General features: G+C 66.1%; 20 protein-coding genes. 11 read left to right on the top strand and 9 right to left on the bottom strand.

Annotated elements, in window-relative coordinates:
- Positions 1 to 53: 53 nt before the first annotated feature.
- The gene (gene clpB, locus DIE11_RS07780; protein ID WP_124622616.1) at positions 54 to 2651 is read right to left on the bottom strand and encodes an ATP-dependent chaperone ClpB; all 2598 of its coding nucleotides are present in this window, start codon (positions 2649 to 2651) and stop codon (positions 54 to 56) included.
- Positions 2652 to 2807: 156 nt separating this feature from the next.
- The gene (locus tag DIE11_RS07775) at positions 2808 to 3326 is read right to left on the bottom strand and encodes an Rrf2 family transcriptional regulator (RefSeq protein ID WP_059604300.1); all 519 of its coding nucleotides are present in this window, start codon (positions 3324 to 3326) and stop codon (positions 2808 to 2810) included.
- Between the two features lie 265 nt (positions 3327 to 3591).
- On the opposite strand from DIE11_RS07775, the gene DIE11_RS07770 reads away from it, so the two are divergent.
- Complete coding sequence (locus DIE11_RS07770; RefSeq protein ID WP_059604299.1) at positions 3592 to 4152, top strand: group III truncated hemoglobin; 561 nt, start codon at positions 3592 to 3594, stop codon at positions 4150 to 4152.
- Between the two features lie 69 nt (positions 4153 to 4221).
- Here the strand turns inward: DIE11_RS07770 and DIE11_RS07765 are convergent, their stop codons facing one another.
- From DIE11_RS07765 to DIE11_RS07740, 6 genes are all read right to left on the bottom strand, one after another.
- Positions 4222 to 4698 (bottom strand): molybdenum cofactor biosynthesis protein MoaE, encoded by a 477-nt coding sequence (locus DIE11_RS07765; RefSeq protein WP_059604296.1) that lies wholly within the window; start codon positions 4696 to 4698, stop codon positions 4222 to 4224.
- Positions 4699 to 4708: 10 nt separating this feature from the next.
- Complete coding sequence (gene moaD, locus DIE11_RS07760; protein ID WP_006758354.1) at positions 4709 to 4966, bottom strand: molybdopterin converting factor subunit 1; 258 nt, start codon at positions 4964 to 4966, stop codon at positions 4709 to 4711.
- 19 nt (positions 4967 to 4985) lie between these two features.
- Positions 4986 to 6233, bottom strand: a complete 1248-nt coding sequence (glp, locus tag DIE11_RS07755) for a gephyrin-like molybdotransferase Glp (protein WP_124622614.1) — start codon at positions 6231 to 6233, stop codon at positions 4986 to 4988.
- A 266-nt stretch (positions 6234 to 6499) separates the two neighbouring features.
- A complete protein-coding gene (gene thrC, locus DIE11_RS07750; RefSeq protein ID WP_124622612.1) occupies positions 6500 to 7951 on the bottom strand; it encodes a threonine synthase in 1452 nt (483 codons plus the stop codon).
- Between the two features lie 14 nt (positions 7952 to 7965).
- Positions 7966 to 9294, bottom strand: a complete 1329-nt coding sequence (locus DIE11_RS07745) for a homoserine dehydrogenase (protein ID WP_124622609.1) — start codon at positions 9292 to 9294, stop codon at positions 7966 to 7968.
- 52 nt (positions 9295 to 9346) lie between these two features.
- Entirely contained in the window at positions 9347 to 10585 is a 1239-nt protein-coding gene (locus tag DIE11_RS07740; RefSeq protein WP_059604283.1) for a pyridoxal phosphate-dependent aminotransferase, read from the bottom strand.
- A gap of 316 nt (positions 10586 to 10901) precedes the next feature.
- Between DIE11_RS07740 and DIE11_RS07735 the strand changes: the two genes are divergently transcribed.
- The gene (locus DIE11_RS07735) at positions 10902 to 11276 is read left to right on the top strand and encodes an Mth938-like domain-containing protein (protein WP_059604281.1); all 375 of its coding nucleotides are present in this window, start codon (positions 10902 to 10904) and stop codon (positions 11274 to 11276) included.
- Here DIE11_RS07735 and DIE11_RS36235 read toward each other — a convergent pair.
- Complete coding sequence (locus tag DIE11_RS36235; RefSeq protein ID WP_174908827.1) at positions 11273 to 11413, bottom strand: hypothetical protein; 141 nt, start codon at positions 11411 to 11413, stop codon at positions 11273 to 11275. The genes DIE11_RS07735 and DIE11_RS36235 overlap by 4 nt on opposite strands.
- Between DIE11_RS36235 and DIE11_RS07730 the strand changes: the two genes are divergently transcribed.
- The 9 genes from DIE11_RS07730 (at position 11412) to DIE11_RS07685 (ending at position 21408) form a co-directional block, all read left to right on the top strand.
- On the top strand, positions 11412 to 13088 hold the full coding sequence (locus DIE11_RS07730; protein WP_124622607.1) for a glycosyltransferase family 39 protein: 1677 nt from the start codon (positions 11412 to 11414) through the stop codon (positions 13086 to 13088). The two genes, DIE11_RS36235 and DIE11_RS07730, sit on opposite strands and share 2 nt — an antisense overlap.
- A 13-nt stretch (positions 13089 to 13101) precedes the next feature.
- On the top strand, positions 13102 to 13473 hold the full coding sequence (locus DIE11_RS07725) for an EamA family transporter (RefSeq protein WP_124622605.1): 372 nt from the start codon (positions 13102 to 13104) through the stop codon (positions 13471 to 13473).
- Between the two features lie 136 nt (positions 13474 to 13609).
- Positions 13610 to 14761: a DegT/DnrJ/EryC1/StrS aminotransferase family protein gene (locus DIE11_RS07720; protein WP_124622603.1), complete on the top strand. Its 1152-nt coding sequence runs from the start codon at positions 13610 to 13612 to the stop codon at positions 14759 to 14761.
- A gap of 6 nt (positions 14762 to 14767) precedes the next feature.
- Positions 14768 to 15790 (top strand): glycosyltransferase, encoded by a 1023-nt coding sequence (locus DIE11_RS07715; protein WP_059604272.1) that lies wholly within the window; start codon positions 14768 to 14770, stop codon positions 15788 to 15790.
- The gene (locus DIE11_RS07710; RefSeq protein ID WP_124622601.1) at positions 15787 to 16734 is read left to right on the top strand and encodes a formyltransferase; all 948 of its coding nucleotides are present in this window, start codon (positions 15787 to 15789) and stop codon (positions 16732 to 16734) included. The genes DIE11_RS07715 and DIE11_RS07710 overlap by 4 nt, the downstream gene beginning before the upstream one ends.
- On the top strand, positions 16731 to 17786 hold the full coding sequence (locus DIE11_RS07705; RefSeq protein WP_059604266.1) for a bifunctional UDP-4-keto-pentose/UDP-xylose synthase: 1056 nt from the start codon (positions 16731 to 16733) through the stop codon (positions 17784 to 17786). Before DIE11_RS07710 ends, DIE11_RS07705 begins: the two co-directional genes overlap by 4 nt.
- A gap of 12 nt (positions 17787 to 17798) precedes the next feature.
- Complete coding sequence (locus DIE11_RS07700; RefSeq protein WP_059529808.1) at positions 17799 to 18695, top strand: polysaccharide deacetylase family protein; 897 nt, start codon at positions 17799 to 17801, stop codon at positions 18693 to 18695.
- A 110-nt stretch (positions 18696 to 18805) separates the two neighbouring features.
- Positions 18806 to 19267: a peroxiredoxin gene (locus DIE11_RS07695; protein ID WP_059604264.1), complete on the top strand. Its 462-nt coding sequence runs from the start codon at positions 18806 to 18808 to the stop codon at positions 19265 to 19267.
- Positions 19268 to 19599: 332 nt separating this feature from the next.
- The gene (locus tag DIE11_RS07685) at positions 19600 to 21408 is read left to right on the top strand and encodes a PhoH family protein (RefSeq protein WP_059604261.1); all 1809 of its coding nucleotides are present in this window, start codon (positions 19600 to 19602) and stop codon (positions 21406 to 21408) included.
- The last annotated feature ends 198 nt before the right edge of the window (positions 21409 to 21606 follow it).

Genomic DNA, 21606 nt, shown 5'->3' with positions numbered 1-21606 from the left:
TGTTTGTTTTTGCGCGCCCGGCGCGAACCGGGCGTGCGGCCGATCACCGACGATCAGTGCACGACGCGGTCGAACACGAACGTGCCGTCGCTGACGTCGACCGGGATCACGTCCTTCGGACCAAAGCGGCCCGCGAGGATCAGCTTCGCGACCGGGTTCTCGATCTCCTGCTGGATCGCGCGCTTCAGCGGCCGCGCGCCGAACAGCGGATCGTAGCCGACCTTCGCGATCTGTTCGAGCGCGGTGGGCGACACGTCGAGCGCCATGTCGAGCTTCGCGAGCCGGTCGTGCAGGCGTGCGAGCTGGATCTTCGCGATCGATTCGATGTTGCTGCGATCGAGCGCGTGGAACACGACGACGTCGTCGATCCGGTTCAGGAACTCGGGGCGGAAGTGCTGCTTCACTTCGAGCCACACGGCGTCCTTGATCTCTTCCTGCGGCGAACCCGTCATGGCCTGGATCACCTGCGAGCCGAGGTTCGACGTCATCACGATCACCGTGTTCTTGAAGTCGACCGTGCGCCCCTGCCCGTCGGTCATGCGGCCGTCGTCGAGCACCTGCAGCAGCACGTTGAACACGTCCGGGTGCGCCTTCTCGATCTCGTCGAGCAGGATCACGCTGTACGGCTTGCGGCGCACGGCTTCCGTCAGGTAGCCGCCTTCCTCGTAGCCGACATAGCCCGGCGGCGCACCGATCAGCCGCGCGACGCTGTGCTTCTCCATGAACTCGCTCATGTCGATGCGGATCAGGTGCTCTTCCGAATCGAACAGGAACGACGCCAGCGCCTTGCACAGCTCGGTCTTGCCGACCCCCGTCGGGCCGAGGAACAGGAACGAGCCGTACGGGCGGTTCGGATCGGCGAGACCCGCGCGCGAACGACGGATCGCGTCCGCCACCGCGCTGATCGCCTCGTCCTGGCCGACCACGCGTTCGTGCAGTTTTTCCTCGATGTGCAGCAGCTTCTCGCGTTCGCCCTGCATCATCCGCGACACGGGAATCCCGGTTGCACGCGACACGACTTCCGCGATTTCTTCCGCGCCGACCTGCGTGCGCAGCAGACGCGGACGCGTCGGGTTGTGCTGCTCCTGCTCTTCGGCCTGCGTGACCTGCTTCAGTTGCGACTCGAGTTGCGGCAGCTTGCCGTACTGCAGCTCGGCGACCTTCTCGAGCTTGCCTTCACGCTGCAAGCGCGCGATGTCCGCCCGCACCTTCTCGATCTCTTCCTTGAGCTGCGCGCTGCCCTGCACCGCAGCCTTCTCGGCAGTCCAGATCTCTTCCAGGTCCGCATATTCGCGGCCGAGGCGTTCGATCTCTTCCTCGATCAGCTGCAAGCGCTTCTGCGACGCCTCGTCCTGCTCCTTCTTCACGGCCTCGCGCTCGATCTTCAGCTGGATCAGACGACGATCGAGCTTGTCCATCTCTTCGGGCTTCGAATCGATTTCCATCTTGATCTTCGACGCGGCCTCGTCGATCAGGTCGATCGCCTTGTCCGGCAGGAAGCGGTCGGTGATGTAGCGATGCGACAGCTCGGCCGCGGCGACGATCGCCGGGTCGGTGATGTCGACACCGTGGTGCAGTTCGTACTTCTCCTGCAGCCCGCGCAGGATCGCAATCGTCGCCTCGACGCTCGGCTCGTCGACGAGCACCTTCTGGAAGCGGCGTTCGAGCGCGGCGTCCTTCTCGATGTACTTGCGGTATTCGTCGAGCGTGGTCGCGCCGATGCAGTGCAGCTCGCCGCGCGACAGCGCCGGCTTCAGCATGTTGCCTGCGTCCATCGCGCCTTCGGCCTTGCCGGCACCGACCATCGTATGGATCTCGTCGATGAACACGATCGTCCGGCCTTCGTCCTTGGCGATGTCGTTGAGCACGGCCTTCAGGCGCTCCTCGAACTCGCCGCGATACTTCGCACCGGCGAGCAGCGCGGCCATGTCGAGCGACAGCACGCGCTTGCCCTTCAGCGTCTCGGGCACTTCGCCGTTGACGATCCGCTGCGCGAGCCCTTCGACAATCGCGGTCTTGCCGACACCCGGCTCGCCGATCAGCACCGGGTTGTTCTTGGTCCGGCGCTGCAGGATCTGGATCGAACGGCGGATTTCATCGTCGCGGCCGATCACCGGATCGAGCTTGCCCGCGCGGGCGCGCTCGGTCAGGTCGACCGTGTATTTCTTCAGCGCCTCGCGCTGGCTTTCGGCGTCCTGGCTGTGCACCTGCGAGCCGCCGCGCACCGCGGCGATCGCGGCTTCGAGCGCCTTGCGCGTGAGGCCATGCTGGCGCGCGAGCTTGCCGGCTTCGCCCTTGTCGTCGGACACGGCGAGCAGGAACATCTCGCTCGCGATGAACGTGTCGTTGAGTTTCTGCGCCTCCCTGTCGGCCTGGTTCAGCAGCCCGGCCAACTCACGGCCGATCTGGATGTCGCCGCCCGTGCCCGTTACTTGCGGCAGGCGCGAGATGGCTTCGTTCAGCGCGCCTTGCAGCGCCTGCACGTGCACGCCCGCGCGCGACATCAGCGAGCGGGCGGAGCCGTCCTGCTGAGCGACCAGCGCCGCCAGCACGTGAACGGGTTCGATGTATTGATTGTCGCGGCCTGCCGCGAGGCTTTGCGCGTCCGCGAGTGCTTCCTGGAACTTGGTGGTGAGCTTGTCGATTCTCATTTGGCGAGACCTCCAATTTTCGATTAACACCAAGATGAGGATGGTTATACGGGTTTCAAGCGAAATTCGGGTTGATTCAGCGCAAAAATAGCCGGGTGGCGATGCGGCGGCATGCGGGCGGGCCGCCGCCCGGATGGTGGCGGTGGTACCGGCGTGTCAGCCGACCTTCGACGGCGATTCGGCGGACGCCGATGCGTCATCCCCGGACGGCTCGGCACGCACCAGCGCGATCGGACGAATGCCCAGCAGCGCGACGAGCGGCGACGCGGGCACGGTCAGCTCGCCGAGCGTGTGACGGTCGAGTTCGGCGAAGAATGCGTCGCGCGCGGCCGCCAGCACGCCCTTCAGGCGGCAATGCGGCTCGATCACGCAGTCGCGCGACGCGTCGCCGTCGGCCGCAAAGCAGCCGACCAGCGCGAAATCGTTCTCGGTCGCCCGCACCACCTGGCCGACCGTCAGCTTCAGCGATTCGGGGAACAGCCGCAGCCCGCCGTTGCGGCCGCGCACGGTATCGACCCAGCCGAGCTCGCCGAGCTGCTGCACGACCTTCATCAGATGGTTCTTCGAGATGCCGTAGGCGTCCGAGATCTCCTGGATCGTCGCGAGCCCCTCGCCGCGCACGGCGAGGTACAGCATGACGCGCAGCGAATAGTCGGTGTAGTCAGTGAGTCTCATGAGCGAATACGGAAAATGATCGATCGCGCCCCGATCAAGCGGGACGGATCAATCGGAACGCGCGCCGGGACGGTTCTCGAGGCCGCTTGACGGCGCCGGGTTGCCGGAACGGCCTGCGCGCAATAATATTCATGAAATCTACGCATTTTTCGGGCATTGATGGACGCTATTTTGCGTCAAAATTCTGTCGGCGTCCTGCGCGTTGCCCACGCTGCCGTTCCGCGGGCACGACACCGACGCCCTGATTTTCCCGGCCCTTTTTTCCATGACCGCCCTGCCCGCCTCGCCCGATACCGCCCCGGCCCGCCCTCGCGACGCCGAGCCAACAGAAGACAATATTCGCGACCTCGTGTATGCGTTCTACGACCGCGTGCGCGCCGATCCGCTGCTCGGCCCCGTGTTTGACGCGAAGCTGGACGGTCGCTGGGACGACCATCTGCCGAAGATGGTGAGCTTCTGGTCGAGCCTCGTGCTCGGCACCAAGGGCTATCGCGGCAACGTGCAGCAGGCGCACCAGCCACTCGACGGGATCGAGCCCGCGCATTTCAGCCGCTGGCTGTCGCTGTTCCTGAAGACCGTCGAGGGGCGCTACACGCCGCCCGCGGCCATCCGCTTCATGGAGCCCGCGCTGCGCATCGCGCAGAGCCTGCAGTTGAGCCGCTTCGGCTGGGATTATCAGATTCCACCCGAGCAGCAGGCGCTGCTCGACGCGATCGCGCCACGCCGCCGCGACACGGGCGACGATCCGCATGCGCTGCCGTCACGCGCCCGCGGCGAGCCGTTTCCGACGAAGATCATCGGGCGCGGCACGGATCCGGACGCCTGACACCTCGATTCGCAGCGCCGGAGCGCTCGAGTGCCTGCGGCACATCGCCGCACGACACGTACGCCGCGCTCAACGCGGCGTGTTGCCCGATTCGACGCCCCAGCGCGCGAGCGCCGCATCGTCGGTGCTGCGAGCATCGACCCAGCGCTCGCCGTCGGGCGTCGTTTCCTTCTTCCAGAACGGCGCCTCGGTCTTCAGGTAGTCCATCACGAACTCACACGACGCGAACGCATCGCCGCGATGCGATGCGACCGTCGCGACCATCACGATCTGGTCGAGCGGCAGCAGCCGGCCGACGCGATGCACGATCGCGACGTCGATCCCGGGCCAGCGCCGGCCAGCTTCAGCGGCGATCTTCTCGAGCGCCTTCTCGGTCATCCCCGGATAATGCTCGAGCTCCATCGCGGCGACCGAATCGCCTTCGTTCAGGTCGCGCACGGTGCCAACGAAGCAGGCGACCGCGCCGATCTTCGGGTTGCGCGCGCGTAGCGCCGCCACTTCGGCGTTCAGGTCGAAATCGTTGGCCTGCACTCGTACCGTAGCCATCGCCCGCCTCTCAACCGCCCGTCACGGGCGGAAAAAACGCGACCTCGCAACCGTCGGTGAGCCGCGTATCGGGGTCGGTCATCTCGTGATTGCATGCCATGCGCAACGCGCGCCCTTCGGCGAGCGTCTCGGCCCACGCGCCGCCGCGCAGGCGCAGCCATGCGCGCACGTCGCCGACGGTCGTCACGCCGTCCGGCACGTCGGCCTGCTCGTCGGATACGCCCAGTGCCTCGCGCACGCTTGCAAAGAATTTCAGTTGAATCTTCATGGGTCAGGAAGCCGTCGCGTTACGACAGCAGTTCGGAAAACGGAATGAAACGCACGGTCTCGCCTGCGCTGATCGCGTGCTGCGGCGGATTGTCGATCAGGCCGTCGCCCCAGACCGTCGACGTCAGCACCGCCGAGCTCTGGTTCGGGAACAGGTCGAGGCCGCCGGCCGCGTTGACGCGCGCGCGCAGGAATTCGTTGCGCCGGTCGCCCTTGCTTTGCGAGAAGTCCGCGCGCAGCGACAGCGCGCGCGGTGCGACGTCGCGCACGCCGGACAAGCGCAGCAGGAACGGCCGCACGAACAGCAGGAACGTGACGAAGCTCGACACGGGATTGCCCGGCAGCCCGATGAAGTGCGCGTCGGGATGCGCGTCGCCGCGGCGCACCGCGCCGAACGCGAGCGGCTTGCCCGGCTTCATCGCGATCTGCCACAGCGCGAGCCGACCTTCGGCTTCGACGGCCGGCTTCACGTGATCCTCGTCGCCGACCGATACGCCGCCGCTCGTCAGGATCACGTCGTGATCGCGCGCGGCCTCACGCAGCGTGTCGCGCGTCGCGGCGAGCGAGTCGGGCACGATCCCGTAGTCGGTCACGTGGCAGCCGAGCCGCTCAAGCAGTCCGCGTAGCGTAAAGCGGTTTGAATTGTAGATCGCGCCGGGCTTCAGCGGCTCGCCCGGCATCGTCAGTTCGTCGCCGGTGAAGAACACCGCGACGCGAATCCGCCGCGCGACCGACAGCTGCGCGCAGCCGACCGACGCGGCCAGCCCGAGCGCCTGTGGCGTAAGCCGCGTACCGGCCGGCAGGATCACCGAACCCTGGCGGATGTCCGCGCCCTGCGCGGTGATCCATTCACCGGCCTTCGGCGTGTGGAGGATTTCGACCGCATCGCCGTCGGCCGACGCCTGCTCCTGCATCACGACGGCATCGGCGCCGGGCGGCACCGTCGCGCCGGTGAAGATTCGTGCGGCCGTGCCCGCCGCGAGCGGCGCGGCCGGGTGGCCCGCCGGAATCCGCTGCGACACCGGCAAGCGCCGCTCGCCGTGCAGCAGGTCGGCGACGCGCACCGCATAGCCGTCCATCGCGCTCGTATGCATCGGCGGCACGTCGAGCGGCGAGCTCACGTCGGCCGCCAGCACGCGGCCGAGCCCGTCGAGCGTGGCGACGGTTTCAGTGCCGGGCAGCGGCTTCGCGGCTTCGAGCAGCGCGGCGAGCGCTTCGGCGGTCGACAGCATCGGCGCGCGCGGCGCCGCGGGATTCGGGTTCGACATCGATGGAATCGGGGATCGTTGGGATCAATACGTCATTGTAGCGACGCCATCGCGCCCACGTGCGATATGCCGGACATGCGACAACCGTGATCGGCGCGAACGCGCGGCACTGGCACTTGATTCGCGCGCCATCTGACAACGCCCCTGCACGCGGCCACCACCAAGCGAAACGGCCGGAACCCCGATCCGTGTGACGAATCGGCATTCCGGCCGTCCTGCGCCGCCGGGCTTGCGACCCCGCGGCCCGAGGCTACCCCGGTGCTACCTTACGCGCCCGTATGCGCGGCAATGAAGTCCTTCACCTGCTGCGCATCGGCCTTCACGACCTCGAAACGCTGCGGCAGCGCCTCGAGCCCGTCGAATGCCGCCGGCCGCTCGGCCTCGCGATCGAGCGCTTCGCGGATCGTCTCCCCGAACTTGATCGGCTGGGCCGTCTCGAGCACGACCATCGGCACGCCCGCGTCGAGGTGCTCGCGCGCGACCTTCACGCCGTCGGCCGTGTGCGTATCGATCATCGTGTCGTAGCGCGAGAACACGTCGCGGATCGTCGCGATGCGGTCCGCGTGGCTGCTGCGACCCGACACGAAGCCGAACTCGGCCACGCGCGCGAAATCGCCGCTCGCCGCGAGATCGAAACCGCCCTTCTCCTCGACGTCGCGGAACAACTGCATCACGCGTGCCGGATCGCGGCCGAGCAGGTCGAACACGAAGCGTTCGAAGTTCGACGCCTTCGAGATATCCATGCTCGGGCTGCTCGTGTGATACGTGTGTTCCGCGCTGCGCACGCGATATGCGCCGGTGCGGAAGAACTCGTCGAGCACGTCGTTCTCGTTGGTCGCGACCACGAGCTTGGCGATCGGCAGGCCCATCATCCGCGCGATGTGACCCGCGCAGACGTTGCCGAAGTTGCCCGACGGCACCGTGAACGACACGCGCTCGTCGTTGGACGTCGTCGCCGCGAAATAGCCCTTGAAGTAGTACACGACCTGCGCGACGACGCGCGCCCAGTTGATCGAGTTGACCGTGCCGATCTTGTGCCGCGCCTTGAACGTGTGATCGTTCGACACGGCCTTCACGATGTCCTGGCAGTCGTCGAACACGCCTTCGACCGCGAGGTTGAAGATGTTCGGATCCTGCAGGCTGAACATCTGGGCGGTCTGGAACGCACTCATCTTCTTGTGCGGCGACAGCATGAACACGCGCACGCCGGCCTTGCCGCGCATCGCGTATTCGGCCGCGCTGCCCGTGTCGCCGGACGTCGCGCCGAGGATGTTCAGCGCTTCGCCGTGCTTCGCGAGCGTGTACTCGAACAGGTTGCCGAGCAGCTGCATCGCCATGTCCTTGAACGCGAGCGTCGGGCCGTTCGACAGTTCGAGCAGCGAGATCGGCGCGCCGTTCTCGGTGCCGAGCGTCTTCAGCGGCGTGATGTCGGACGCGTTCTCGCCGTGGCGCGTGTTGCTGTACACGGCGGCCGTATACGTGCGGCGCGTGATCGCGCGCAGGTCGTCGGCCGGCACGTCGTCGCAGAACTTCGACAGGATCTCGAACGCGAGATCCGCGTACGGCAGCGTGCGCCAGCGCGCCAGTTCGTCGGCCGACACCTTCGGGTATTCGGCCGGCAGGTACAGCCCGCCGTCCTTCGCGAGACCGCCGAGCAGGATGTCGGAGAACGTGTGGCGCTCGCCGATGCCGGCGCCGCGCGTGGAGATGTAGTTCATGTCGTTCCTGGTCCTCAGTTCAGCGCTTCCATGCGCAGCTTCGTCACCTTCGAGACCACCGTCGCGAGGCCTTCGATCTGCGCGATCGCCGCGTTCACGTGCTTCTCCTGCGTCTCGTGCGTGATCAGGATGATGTCGGTTTCGCCCTTCGCGTCGTCGACCTGCTCCGATTCCTTCTGCAGCAGCGCGTCGATCGAGATGCCCGATTCGGCGAGGATGCGCGTGATGTTGGCGAGCACGCCCGTCTGGTCGGCCACCCGCAGGCGCAGGTAGTAGCCGCTCGTGACTTCCTCGATCGGCAGGATCGGCGTGTTCGACAGGCTGTCCGGCTGGAACGCGAGGTGCGGCACGCGATGCTCGGGGTCGGCCGTGTGCAGGCGCGTGACGTCGACGAGATCCGCGACGACCGCCGATGCGGTCGGCTCAGCGCCCGCGCCCTTGCCGTAGTACAGCGTCGTGCCGACCGCGTCGCCGTGCACGACGACCGCGTTCATCGCGCCCTCGACGTTCGCGAGCAGGCGCTTCTCGGGAATCAGCGTCGGATGCACGCGCAGCTCGATGCCGTTTTCGGCACGGCGCGTGATGCCGAGCAGCTTGATCCGGTAGCCGAGCTCTTCCGCGTAGCGGATGTCGGTCGCGTCGAGCTTGCTGATCCCTTCGACGTACGCGCGGTCGAACTGGACCGGCACGCCGAACGCGATCGCGCTCATGATCGTCGCCTTGTGCGCGGCGTCGACGCCTTCGATGTCGAAGGTCGGATCGGCTTCCGCGTAGCCGAGTTCCTGTGCGGCCTTCAGCGCGGTCGCGAAGTCGAGGCCGCGGTCGCGCATTTCCGACAGGATGTAGTTCGTCGTGCCGTTGATGATGCCCGCGATGTACTGGATGCGGTTCGCGGTCAGGCCTTCGCGCAGCGCCTTGATGATCGGGATGCCGCCAGCGACGGCCGCCTCGAACGCGACCATCACGCCCTTTTCGCGCGCGGCCTCGAAGATCTCGGTGCCGTGCACCGCGAGCAGCGCCTTGTTCGCCGTCACGACGTGCTTGCCGTTCGCGATCGCGCGCAGCACGAGCTCGCGCGCGATTCCCGTGCCGCCGATCATCTCGGCGATGATCGAAATCGACGGATCGTCGACGACCGCGTTGAAATCGTCGGTGATCTGCGCGGCGCCGGCGTTACCGCCGAGCGCGGCCTGCGCCTTGGCCGGGTTGCGCACCGCGATGCGCGCGACCTCGATGCCGCGCCCCGCGCGTCGCTTGATTTCTTCCTGGTTGCGGTGCAGCACCGTGAAGGTGCCGCTGCCGACGGTGCCGAAGCCCAACAGGCCAACTTTGATCGGTTCCATGCTGCGTGTGATCGATGAGTAAGAGTGAATGAATGCCGGGGACGATGTCCGCTCAGACCGAATGGCGCTTGCGGTAGCCGTCGAGGAAGCGCGCGATCCGGTTGATCGAATCGGTCAGGTCGTCGAGGTTCGGCAGGAAGACCACGCGGAAGTGATCCGGCGCCGCCCAGTTGAAGCCCGTACCCTGCACGAGCAGCACGCGTTCCTCGAGCAACAGGTCGAGGATGAACTGCTGGTCGTTCTGGATCGGATAGAGCTTCGGATCGAGGCGCGGGAACATGTACAGCGCGGCCTGCGGCTTCACGCAGGTCACGCCGGGAATCGACGTGAGCATGTCATACGCCAGCTCGCGCTGCTTGTACAGGCGCCCGCTCGGCACGATCAGCTCGTTGATGCTCTGGTAGCCGCCGAGCGCGGTCTGGATCGCGAACTGCCCGGGCACGTTCGCGCACAGGCGCATCGACGACAGGATCCCGAGCCCTTCGAGGTAATCCTTCGCGCGCCGGCGGTTGTCGCCGCCGAGGCCCGACACGGCCATCCAGCCCGCGCGGTAGCCGCACGAGCGATAGCTCTTCGACAGGCTGTTGAACGTGACGGTGATCACGTCTTCCGACAGCGAGCCCAGCGCCGTGTGCTCGAGCCCGTCGTAGACGATCTTGTCGTAGACCTCGTCGGCAAACACGATCAGCCCGTGCTGGCGCGCGATCTCGAGCAGATCGCGCAGCAATTCGTCGGAATAAAGCGCGCCGGTCGGGTTGTTCGGGTTGATCACGACGATCGCCTTGGTGTTCGGCGTGATCTTGCGGCGGATGTCGTCGAGGTCGGGCATCCACGCGTTCTGCTCGTCGCACACGTAATGCACGGGCGTGCCGCCCGACAGGCTCACGGCGGCCGTCCACAGCGGGTAGTCGGGCGCCGGCAGCAGCACTTCGTCGCCGTCGTTCAGGAGCGCCTGGGTCGCCATCACGATCAGCTCGGACGCGCCGTTGCCGATGTAGATGTCGTCGAGGCCGACGCCGACGACGCCCTTTTGCTGCGTGTAGTGCATCACGGCCTTGCGGGCCGAGAACACGCCCTTCGAATCCGAATAGCCGGACGACGCCGGCAGGTTGCGGATCATGTCCTGGATGATTTCGTCCGGCGCGTCGAAACCGAACGGCGCGAGGTTGCCAATGTTCAGCTTGATGATGCGGTGGCCTTCTTCCTCGAGGCGCTTCGCGTGCTCGAGCACCGGGCCACGGATGTCGTAGCAGACGTTGAGCAGCTTGTTCGACTTCTGAATCGGTTTCACGACGACACGGTTCCTGGGTTGGCCTTGCGGCCGGGGGACGGGATCAAAACTGGAGAGCGGCCGGTCTGTGCGCGCTGTCTAGACTGGGGAAAATGCGGGCGGTCGGACGCGGCTTGTGGCAACGCACGATGCAACTGGCGCCCGGGGGCAACCAAAAAGTTATAATTTAGCGGATTTTGGCCGACTTTCGCAATGCACCATGGCCGCTCCGGGCCCGCGCCTTCAGGCGTCCCGCGCGCGGCGGTCGCGAAACCGGCCGCCCGGGCCCGTGCGGCCCTTGCCAGACAATCCCTCCACGGAACCGCGGAATACCGATTTGAAACTGCACCAGGACGCGAGCGGCGCGCTCAACACCGTCACCGGCTACGGCCCCGATTATGTCGACGTCAACCTCCAACGCCACGAAGGAAGCGTCATCGTGCTGCCCGGCGCACCGGTGCGAGACTGGCCCGTGTCGTCGTTCGACGCGCTCGCGCCCGAGCATTTCGCGATGCTGCTCGACCCGGCACCCGAACTCGTGATCTTCGGCAGCGGCGCGCGGCTGCGCTTCCCACACCCGCGCCTCGTGGCCATGCTCACGGCCAAGCGCATCGGCGTCGAGACGATGGATTTCCAGGCTGCCTGCCGTACCTACAACATCCTGATGGCCGAGGGCCGCAAGGTCGCCGCCGCGCTCTTAATTGAACGTTAATCACCGTTGCGGTAAAACTCGGGCCGGCACACCGGGTCGATCCCCGGATCGTCCTCCGGGTCGATGACCGGCACGCCGGCCGCCCCCGGCGCAACCCGCCGGCGGCTCTTACAACAACCAACAGGCTGAAAATCCATGAACGATACGCCGCCGAGGCTACCGCTCAATCGCATCACGCTCGTCCTCCTGCTCGTCGCACTCGCGATCGTCTGGTTCGCGCCGCTCGGGCTGCGCCACCTGATCCCGAGCGACGAAGGCCGCTACGCCGAAATGGCGCGGGAAATGTTCGTCACCGGCGACTGGATCACACCGCGCTACAACGGCTACAAGTACTTCGAGAAGCCGCCGCTGCAGACCTGGCTGAACGCACTGACGTTCGCGTGGTTCGGCATTGGCGAATGGCAGGCGCGCCTCTACACGGGCCTCGCCAGCTTCGCCGGCGTGCTGCTGGTCGGCTTCACGGGCGCGCGCCTGTTCAACCCGCTGTCCGGCTTCCTCGCGGCCGTCGTGCTCGCGTGCTCGCCGTACTGGAACCTCATGGGCCACTTCAACGCGCTCGACATGGGGCTCGCGTTCTGGATGACGCTGTCGCTCTGCTCGCTGCTGCTCGCGCAGCGGCCCGGGCTGCAGGCGGGCGCGGCGCGCGGCTGGATGTGGGCGTGCTGGGGCGCGATGGCGTTCGCCGTGCTGTCCAAGGGCCTCGTCGGCCTGATCCTGCCTGGCGCCGTGCTGGTGCTCTATACGCTGATCGCCCGCGACTGGGCGCTGTGGAAGCGGCTGTACCTGGTCAGCGGCCTCGTGATCTTCTTCGCGATCGTCACGCCGTGGTTCGTGCTCGTCCAGCAGCGCAACCCCGAGTTCTTCAACTTCTTCTTCATCGTCCAGCAGTTCCGCCGGTATCTGACCCCGGAACAGAACCGCCCGGGCCCGCTCTACTATTTCGTGCCGGTGCTGCTGGTCGGCTTCCTGCCGTGGCTGTCCGTCGCATGGCAGAGCATCCGCCATGCACTGCGCATGCCGCGCCAGCCGAACGGTTTCTCTCCGATGCTCGTGCTGCTGATCTGGAGCGCGTTCATCTTCCTGTTCTTCAGCGCATCGCATTCGAAGCTGATCTCTTACGTGCTGCCGGTCGCGCCAGCGCTCGCGCTGATGATCGGCGCGTACCTGCCGCTGATGAGCGCCGACCGGTTCCGCCGTCACCTGCTCGGCTACCTCGTATTCTTAGTCGTCGCGGCGTTCGGGATCATCTTCCTCGCGTATCAGGGCGATGCCCGCACGCCGAACGCGCTGTACCGCGCGTTCCAGCTATGGCTGTACGCCGGCCTCGCGGTCGCGGGTGCGCTGACGCTCGCGGCCGCATGGCTGAACCGTCGCGTGGGTGTCGCGGCCGCGATCACCGCGTTCGGCGCCGCGTGGCTCGCGTTCGGCACAATCGGCGGCACCGGTCACGATGAATTCGGCCGCTACAGCTCGGGCGCGCTGCTCGCGCCCGCCGTGCGCGCCGAACTGGCGAAGCTGCCGCCCGACACACCGTTCTATTCGATCGAGATGCTCGATCACACGTTCCCGTTCTATATGGGCCACACGACGATCATGGTCCAGCGCCAGGACGAACTCGCATTCGGGATCTCGGTCGAGCCGAACAAATGGATCCCGACCGTCGACCAATGGATCGAACGCTGGAAGCAGGACACCCATGCGCTCGCGATCATGCCGCCCGGCCAGTACGACACGCTGGTCAAGCAAGGCGTGGCGATGCGCGTGATCGCGCGCGACAACCGCCGCGTGATCGTCGAGAAACCGCAATCGTAAGGACGCCCGCCGCATGAATCCCGTTTCGTTCATCTGCATCATCACCGGCGTGATGCTCAACGCCTGTGCGCAACTCCTGCTGAAAGCCGGCGTCAACGCCGTTGGGCACTTCGAATTCAGCCGTGCGAACATCATCCCGGTCGGCCTGAAGATCGCGACCCAGCTGCCGATCATCGGCGGCCTCGGCTGCTACGTGCTGAGCGTGGTCGTCTGGATTCTCGGGCTGTCGCGAGTCGACGTATCGATCGCGTACCCGATGTTGTCGCTCGGCTACGTGGTCAACGCATTTGCCGCCTGGTACCTGTTCGGCGAGGTGCTGTCGGTCCAGCGGCTCGTCGGCATCGGCATCATCCTGATCGGCGTGCTCGTGCTCGCGCGCAGTTGAGCGCGCCCGGCCCGGCGGCATTAAGCGTCCGCCTACAAAAAATCACGGTACGAATCCGGCAACCGGTGTTTAATGCCGGTTTCGGGCCGGATCGCCCGACCCCTTTATTACCAGCCATTACAGGCCACAAGCGTTCATGAGCCAGACTACCGCTCCGTTCCTGCCGTTCACCCGCCCCGAGATCGACGAGGAAACCATCCAGGGCGTCGTCGAAGTGCTGCGCTCGGGCTGGATCACCACCGGCCCGCAAAGCCAGAAATTCGAGGCAGCGCTGTCCGAGTACTGCGGTGGCCGTCCGGTCCGCGCGTTCAATTCGGGCACCTGCACGCTCGAGATCGGCCTGCGCATCGCGGGCGTCGGCCCCGGCGACGAGGTGATCACGACGCCGGCGTCGTGGGTGTCGACCAGCAACGTGATCCTCGAGACGGGCGCGACGCCCGTATTCGCCGACATCGACCCGGTCACGCGCAACATCGACCTCGACAAGCTCGAGCAGGCGATCACGCCGCGCACGAAGGCGATCATCCCGGTCTACCTGGCCGGCCTGCCGGTCGACATGGACCGCCTGTACGCAATCGCGCGCGCGCACAACCTGCGCGTGATCGAGGACGCCGCGCAGGCGCTCGGCTCGACCTGGAAAGGCAAGCGCATCGGCGCGATCGGCGACATCGTGTCGTTCAGCTTCCACGCGAACAAGAACCTGACGACGATCGAAGGCGGTGCGCTCGTGCTGAACAACGAGGACGAGGCGACGCTCGCGCAGAAGTACCGGCTGCAGGGCATCACGCGCACCGGCCTCGACGGGATGGACTGCGACGTGCTCGGCGGCAAGTACAACCTGACCGACGTCGCCGCGCGCGTCGGCCTCGGCCAGCTGCCGCACCTCGAGCGCTTCACCGCGCAGCGCCGCGCTCTCGTGCGCGCATACTTCGCCGCGCTCGACGGCGGCCCGGCCGTGAAACTCGGGCTCGGCCTGCCCGTCGCCGATTTCGAGAACAGCAACTGGCACATGTTCCAGGTCACGCTGCCGCTCGACCGGCTGTCGATCTCGCGCGCCGATTTCATGGCGCAGATGAAGGAACGCGGGATCGGCACCGGCGTCCACTACCCGGCCATCCATCTTTTCACGCTGTATCGTGCACGCGGCTTCAAGGAGGGCATGTTCCCCCACGCCGAACGATACGGCGCATCGACCGTCACGCTGCCGCTCTTCACGCAGATGACGGAAGACGACGTGCGTCGCGTGGCCGACGCCGTCAACCAGATTTGCGAACAATACGGAAAATAAGCGTACATGAATCACCTTGAAGCACGCGCCGGGCATCCGGGCGCCGCGAACCCGGAGGTATCGGTCATCATCCCCGTGTACAACGAGGAAGACGGCCTGGCCGCGCTGTTCGCGCGCCTGTACCCGGCACTCGACGCACTCGGCACGTCGTACGAAGTGATCCTGATCAACGACGGCAGCCGCGACCGCTCGGCCGCGATGCTGGCGGACCAGTTCCACGTGCGCCCCGACACGACGCGCGTCGTGCTGCTCAACGGCAACTACGGCCAGCACATGGCGATCCTCGCCGGCTTCGCGCAGTCGCGCGGCGATATCGTCATCACGCTCGACGCCGACCTGCAGAACCCGCCCGAGGAAATCGGCAAGCTCATCGCGAAGATGCACGAGGGCTACGACTACGTCGGTTCGATCCGCAAGCAGCGTCAGGACAGCCTGTGGCGACGCAAGGCATCGCAGATGATGAACCGGCTGCGCGAGCGCATCACGCGGATCAAGATGACCGACCAGGGCTGCATGCTGCGCGCGTACAGCCGCCGCATCATCGACACGATCAACGTGTGCGGCGAAGTCAACACGTTCATCCCCGCGCTGGCCTATACCTTCGCGCAGAACCCGACCGAAATCGAGGTCGCGCACGAAGAACGCTTCGCGGGCGAGTCGAAATACTCGCTGTACAGTCTGATCCGGCTGAACTTCGACCTCGTGACGGGCTTCTCGGTCGTGCCGCTGCAGTGGCTGTCGTTCATCGGCGTGATCCTGTCGCTCGGCTCCGCCGCGCTGTTCGTGCTGCTGCTCGTGCGCCGTTTCATCGTCGGCGCGGAAGTGCAAGGCGTGTTCACGCTGTTCGCGATCACGTTCTTCCTGCTCGGCGTGATCATCTTCGCGCTCGGCCTGCTCGGCGAATACGTCGGCCGCATCTACCAGCAAGTGCGTGCACGGCCACGCTACCTGATCCAGGCCGTGCTCGAACAGCATGACGGCATGCCGGCGGTGCCGGTCGGCACGAACCGCACGGGGGTGTCGCAATGAAGCCGCGCGCCGTCGTCTTCGCCTATCACAACGTCGGCGTGCGGTGCCTGCAGGTGCTGCTCGCGCGCGGCGTCGACGTCGCGCTCGTCGTCACGCACGAGGACAACCCGAACGAGAACATCTGGTTCGGCAGCGTCGCATCCGTCGCCGCCGAGCACGGGATCCCGGTCGTCACGCCGGCCGACCCCGCCGATCCGGCACTGCGCCGCGCGGTAGCCGACGCGCAGCCGGACTTCATCTTCTCGTTCTACTACCGCCACATGCTGCCGGTGGATCTGCTCGCGATCGCGCCACGCGGCGCGTACAACATGCACGGTTCGCTGCTGCCGAAATACCGGGGTCGGGTACCGACGAACTGGGCCGTGCTGAACGGTGAAACGGAAACCGGTGCGACGCTGCACGAGATGGCCGCGAAGCCCGACGCCGGCGCGATCATCGGCCAGACCGCGGTGCCGATCCTGCCGGACGACACGGCCACGCAGGTGTTCGACAAGGTCACGGTGGCCGCCGAGCAGACGCTCTGGCGCGTGCTGCCCGCGCTGCTCGCGGGCGATGCGCCACATCTACCGAACGATCTCGCGAACGGCAGCTACTTCGGCGGACGCAAGCCGGAGGACGGCCGCGTCGACTGGTCGAAGCCGGCCACGCAGGTCTACAACCTGGTTCGCGCGGTCGCGCCCCCGTATCCGGGCGCGTTCACCGACGTCGGCGGCACGCGGTTCGTGATCGCCCGCGCGCGCCTCGCGGCGCCCGGCAGCGCGGTCGCCGCGGCCGCGGCGGATTTGCCGCCCGGCCTGCACGTAAGCGATAATGCGCTATTCGGCGTCTGCGGCGACAGCCGCGCCCTATCCATTCTCGAGCTGTGGCAGCAGCGCGACGGCAGCGAAACCGTCGTGACGCCCGCGGAATTCGCGCAGTTCATTCATTCTTCCCGTCATTCATGAAAGCAAAAAAAGTCCTGATCCTGGGTGTGAACGGCTTCATCGGCCATCACCTGTCGAAGCGCATTCTTGAAACCACCGATTGGGAAGTGTTCGGCATGGACATGCAGACCGATCGGCTGGGCGACCTCGTCAACCACGAGCGGATGCACTTCTTCGAAGGCGACATCACGATCAACAAGGAGTGGGTCGAGTATCACGTGAAGAAGTGCGACGTGATCCTGCCGCTCGTGGCGATCGCGACGCCCGCGACCTACGTCCAGCAGCCGCTGCGCGTGTTCGAGCTCGACTTCGAGGCGAACCTGCCGATCGTGCGTTCGGCCGTCAAGTACGGCAAGCACCTCGTGTTCCCGTCGACCTCCGAGGTCTACGGCATGTGCTCGGACGAGCAGTTCGACCCGGATGCATCGGCGCTCACCTACGGCCCGATCAACAAGCCGCGCTGGATCTACGCCTGCTCGAAGCAGCTGATGGACCGCGTGATCTGGGGCTACGGAATGGAAGGCCTGAACTTCACGCTGTTCCGTCCGTTCAACTGGATCGGCCCGGGCCTCGACTCGATCTACACGCCGAAGGAAGGCAGCTCGCGCGTCGTCACGCAGTTCCTCGGCCACATCGTGCGCGGCGAGAACATCAGCCTCGTGGACGGCGGCTCGCAGAAGCGCGCGTTCACCGATATCGACGACGGCATCAGCGCGCTGATGAAGATCATCGAGAACAAGAACGGCATCGCGTCGGGCAAGATCTACAACATCGGCAATCCGGAGAACAACTTCTCGGTTCGCGAGCTCGCGCACAAGATGCTCGAACTGGCCGCCGAATACCCGGAATACGCCGGCTCCGCGAAGCAGGTGCAGCTCGTCGAAACGACGTCGGGCGCCTATTACGGCAACGGCTACCAGGACGTGCAGAACCGCGTGCCGAAGATCGACAACACGATGCAGGAGCTCGCATGGGCGCCGCAATCGACGTTCGACGATGCGCTGCGCAAGATCTTCGAAGCGTATCGCGGCCATGTCGCCGACGCGCGCGCGCTGGTCGAGCAGCAGAACTGACGGGACACTCGCTTGGCTCGTATCGTCCTCAAGATCGACGTCGACACGCTGCGCGGCACGCGCGAAGGCGTGCCGAACCTCGCGCGCATCTTCGACCGCTTCAGTGCGCGCGCGACCTTCCTCTTCAGCCTCGGGCCCGATCACACGGGCTGGGCGCTGCGGCGCGTGTTCCGCCCCGGCTTCCTGAAGAAGGTGTCGCGCACGTCGGTGGTCGAGCATTACGGCGTGAAGCAGCTGATGTACGGCGTGCTGCTGCCGGGCCCCGACATCGGCCGCCGCGCGATCGCGGACATGCGCGCGATCCACGAGGCCGGCTTCGAATGCGGGATCCACACGTGGGATCACGTGTACTGGCAAGACAACGTGCGCGTGCGCGATCGCGACTGGACCGCGCGTGAAATGCAGAAGAGCCACGCGCGCTTCGTCGACGTCTTCGGCGCGCCGCCCGTCACGCACGGCGCGGCCGGCTGGCAGATGAACGACGCGGCGTTCGAGCAGATCGACGCATGGGGGATGCGCTACGCATCGGACGGTCGCGGCCATTCGCCGTACCTTCCCGTCGTCGGCGGCCGCACGCTGTCGCACGTGCAGATGCCGACCACGCTGCCGACGCTCGACGAAGTGCTCGGCATCGACGGCATCGACACGCACAACGTCGCCGCGCATATCCTGAAGTTCACGGAGACCAATCCGCACGACCAGGTGTTCACGCTGCATGCGGAACTGGAAGGCCAGAAGCTCGCGCCGGTGTTCGAGCAGTTGCTCGCGGGGTGGCGCGCACAGGGCCATACGTTTGCGACGATGGGCGACTACCACGCGACGCTGGACCGCGACTCGCTGCCATCGTACCCTGTCACGTGGGGCGAGATTCCCGGCCGCTCCGGCGAACTGATCGTCCAGCCCGACTGAGTTCGCGCGCGCCGGCGCCCCGCCGGCCCTGCCCTCGCGGCGTGCCGCCGCGACGTCCCGCCGTACCGCGCCGCCCGAGCGGCGCCTTTCCATAACAACAGGAGAAACACGTGTCCGTCGAAGTTGACCGCCAAGTTCCCGATTTCACCGCACCGGCTACGGGCGGCGACATTTCGCTGTCCGACCTGAAGGGCAAGAAGCTCGTCCTGTATTTCTATCCGAAAGACAACACGCCGGGCTGCACGACCGAAGGCCTGCAGTTCCGCGATCTCTATCCGAAGTTCAAGAAGGCGGGCGCCGAAGTCATCGGCGTGTCGCGCGACAGCCTGCGCTCTCATGACAACTTCAAGGCAAAGCTCGAACTGCCGTTCCCGTTGATCTCCGATGCCGACGAAGCGCTGTGCACGCTGTTCGATGTCATCAAGATGAAGAAAATGTATGGCAAGGAAGTGCGCGGAATCGAGCGTTCGACGTTCCTGATCGACGCCGACGGCGTGCTTCGCCAGGCATGGCGCGGCATCAAGGTGCCCGGTCACGTGGACGACGTGCTAAGGGCTGTACAAGCGCTTTGAGCCGCGTTATATTGGGCCGCAATGAATGCCAGTTCGCCCCATATTTCTCGTAGCTGCACCGGTGCCCGATGCGATGCTTCCCGGCACCTGACGCGCATTACGACGGTATCAGCCGAGCCGCATGTCCCTGTCGACGGGGCAGCGGCTTTTTTTATGGACTGCGCGCCGGCCCTCGGTCCGGCCCTCACCCCGTCAAGGAGCTGATCGACACTTAGGCGAACCGGCTAGACGAAATTCCTGTGCGCCACCGCGCGCAAACTGCATGCGTGTACGTCACGCAGGATGCGATCAGCGGCGCACTTCATGCGACACGATTCCTCCCGAGGGACACCATGCCTTTGCCTACCCCCCCCAGCAAGCTCGGCAGCCTGCTGCCGCCCGACGAATACAAGGCGAAAGCGCGACCCGCGAAAGCCGCGAAGAAATCCGCCGAAGGGGACGCATCCACTGCCGGTGACTATGGCCCGGCCAGCGTGGCCCAACCGATGACCGAAGCCGCGAACACGGCCGCGCCGCTGCGCGCCGTCGCGTCGTCGGCGCAAGAATCCGCGAGCACACCTGCACGCGGCCGCAGGACCAAACAGACCGCGGCGCTGCTGCAGCCGATCCAGGCGCCGGTCGAAGCAGCACCCGCCGCGCCGGTCGAGGCACGCCACGACAAGCCCGCCGCCGCGAAACCGGCCGCGGCGCCCGCACGCGATGCCGGCGCCGCGACGAAGTCGCGCAACCGCAAGGCCGCCGAAGCCGAACTGCAGAAGCTGTTCGTGCTCGACACCAACGTGCTGATGCACGATCCGAGCAGCCTCTTCCGCTTCGAGGAACACGACGTCTATCTGCCGATGATGACGCTCGAGGAACTCGACAACCACAAGAAGGGGATGTCGGAAGTCGCGCGCAACGCACGCCAGGTGAGCCGCACGCTCGACGCACTGGTCGCCGACGCGGGCCCGATCACGAACGGCATTCCGCTGTCGCGCCTCGGCAGCCGCGAGGCGCTCGGCCGCCTGTACTTCCAGACGACGCTCACCAACATTCCGCCCGTCGAAGGCCTGCCGGCAGGCAAGGCCGACAACCAGATCCTCGGCGTCGTGCGCGCGCTGCAGCGCGACCGGCCGGACCGCCAGGTCGTGCTGGTGTCGAAAGACATCAACATGCGGATCAAGGCGCATGCGCTCGGCCTGCCCGCGGAAGACTACTTCAACGACCAGGTGCTCGAGGACTCGGATCTCCTGTACAACGGCGTGCGTGAGCTGCCGCAGGATTTCTGGACCAGGCATGCGAAGGGCATGGAGAGCTGGCAGGACACGAAGACGGGCACCACGTACTACCGCGTGACGGGCCCGCTCGTCGCGTCGATGCTCGTCAACGAGTTCGTCTATCTCGAACCGCAGAACGGCGAACCGACGTTCCATGCGATCGTCCGTGAGCTGAACGGGAAGACGGCGCTGCTGCAGACGCTGCGCGACTACAGCCACCACAAGAACAACGTGTGGGGCATCACCGCGCGCAATCGCGAGCAGAACTTCGCGCTGAACCTGCTGATGAACCCCGAGATCGACTTCGTCACGCTGCTCGGCCAGGCCGGCACCGGCAAGACGCTCGTCGCGCTCGCGGCCGGCCTCGCGCAGGTGCTCGACGACAAGCGCTACAACGAGATCATCGTGACGCGCGCGACCGTGCCCGTCGGCGAGGACATCGGTTTCCTGCCCGGCACCGAGGAAGAGAAGATGCAGCCGTGGATGGGCGCATTCGACGACAACCTCGAAGTGCTGCAGAAGACCGACGACGCAGCCGGCGAATGGGGCCGCGCGGCGACGCAGGAGCTGATCCGTTCGCGCCTGAAGGTGAAGAGCATGAACTTCATGCGCGGCCGCACGTTCGTCGACAAGTACCTGATCATCGACGAAGCGCAGAACCTCACGCCGAAGCAGATGAAGACGCTCGTCACGCGCGCGGGCCCCGGCACGAAGATCGTGTGCCTCGGCAACATCGCACAGATCGACACGCCTTACCTGACCGAAGGCAGCTCGGGCCTGACCTACGTCGTCGACCGCTTCAAGGGTTGGGGGCACAGCGGCCACGTGACGCTCGCGCGCGGCGAACGCTCGCGGCTCGCAGACTACGCGTCGGACATCCTGTAACGCGCGACCGGCTGCCCGCCGGCCGTCGACGCAATGCGGCGCTCCGTTTCCGGAGCGCCGTTTTTATTTTTGGGGTCGGAAACGTTGGTCATGATTCGTTACGCAACGGCCTCACTTACGCGCGAAACTTCAAGTAAATTCTCAGGAATGGTTGCCTAAGCCCCGCCGGAACGTCTACCATCGGGTCTGTCTGTTGTC

This window comes from Burkholderia sp. Bp9012 (genome assembly GCF_003853825.1).
In the GTDB taxonomy this organism is placed as follows: domain Bacteria; phylum Pseudomonadota; class Gammaproteobacteria; order Burkholderiales; family Burkholderiaceae; genus Burkholderia; species Burkholderia diffusa.
Note: the sequence above shows the minus strand (reverse complement) of the source record. Positions and strands in the feature narration are given on the sequence as shown.

Coding starts and splice junctions, on each gene's coding strand:
- clpB (WP_124622616.1), bottom strand. CDS start 2,651: ATGAGAATCGACAAGCTCACCACCAAGTTCCAGGAAGCACTCGCGGAC.
- DIE11_RS07775 (WP_059604300.1), bottom strand. CDS start 3,326: ATGAGACTCACTGACTACACCGACTATTCGCTGCGCGTCATGCTGTAC.
- DIE11_RS07770 (WP_059604299.1), top strand. CDS start 3,592: ATGACCGCCCTGCCCGCCTCGCCCGATACCGCCCCGGCCCGCCCTCGC.
- DIE11_RS07765 (WP_059604296.1), bottom strand. CDS start 4,698: ATGGCTACGGTACGAGTGCAGGCCAACGATTTCGACCTGAACGCCGAA.
- moaD (WP_006758354.1), bottom strand. CDS start 4,966: ATGAAGATTCAACTGAAATTCTTTGCAAGCGTGCGCGAGGCACTGGGC.
- glp (WP_124622614.1), bottom strand. CDS start 6,233: ATGTCGAACCCGAATCCCGCGGCGCCGCGCGCGCCGATGCTGTCGACC.
- thrC (WP_124622612.1), bottom strand. CDS start 7,951: ATGAACTACATCTCCACGCGCGGCGCCGGCATCGGCGAGCGCCACACG.
- DIE11_RS07745 (WP_124622609.1), bottom strand. CDS start 9,294: ATGGAACCGATCAAAGTTGGCCTGTTGGGCTTCGGCACCGTCGGCAGC.
- DIE11_RS07730 (WP_124622607.1), top strand. CDS start 11,412: ATGAACGATACGCCGCCGAGGCTACCGCTCAATCGCATCACGCTCGTC.
- DIE11_RS36235 (WP_174908827.1), bottom strand. CDS start 11,413: ATGGATTTTCAGCCTGTTGGTTGTTGTAAGAGCCGCCGGCGGGTTGCG.
- DIE11_RS07725 (WP_124622605.1), top strand. CDS start 13,102: ATGAATCCCGTTTCGTTCATCTGCATCATCACCGGCGTGATGCTCAAC.
- DIE11_RS07720 (WP_124622603.1), top strand. CDS start 13,610: ATGAGCCAGACTACCGCTCCGTTCCTGCCGTTCACCCGCCCCGAGATC.
- DIE11_RS07715 (WP_059604272.1), top strand. CDS start 14,768: ATGAATCACCTTGAAGCACGCGCCGGGCATCCGGGCGCCGCGAACCCG.
- DIE11_RS07710 (WP_124622601.1), top strand. CDS start 15,787: ATGAAGCCGCGCGCCGTCGTCTTCGCCTATCACAACGTCGGCGTGCGG.
- DIE11_RS07705 (WP_059604266.1), top strand. CDS start 16,731: ATGAAAGCAAAAAAAGTCCTGATCCTGGGTGTGAACGGCTTCATCGGC.
- DIE11_RS07685 (WP_059604261.1), top strand. CDS start 19,600: ATGCCTTTGCCTACCCCCCCCAGCAAGCTCGGCAGCCTGCTGCCGCCC.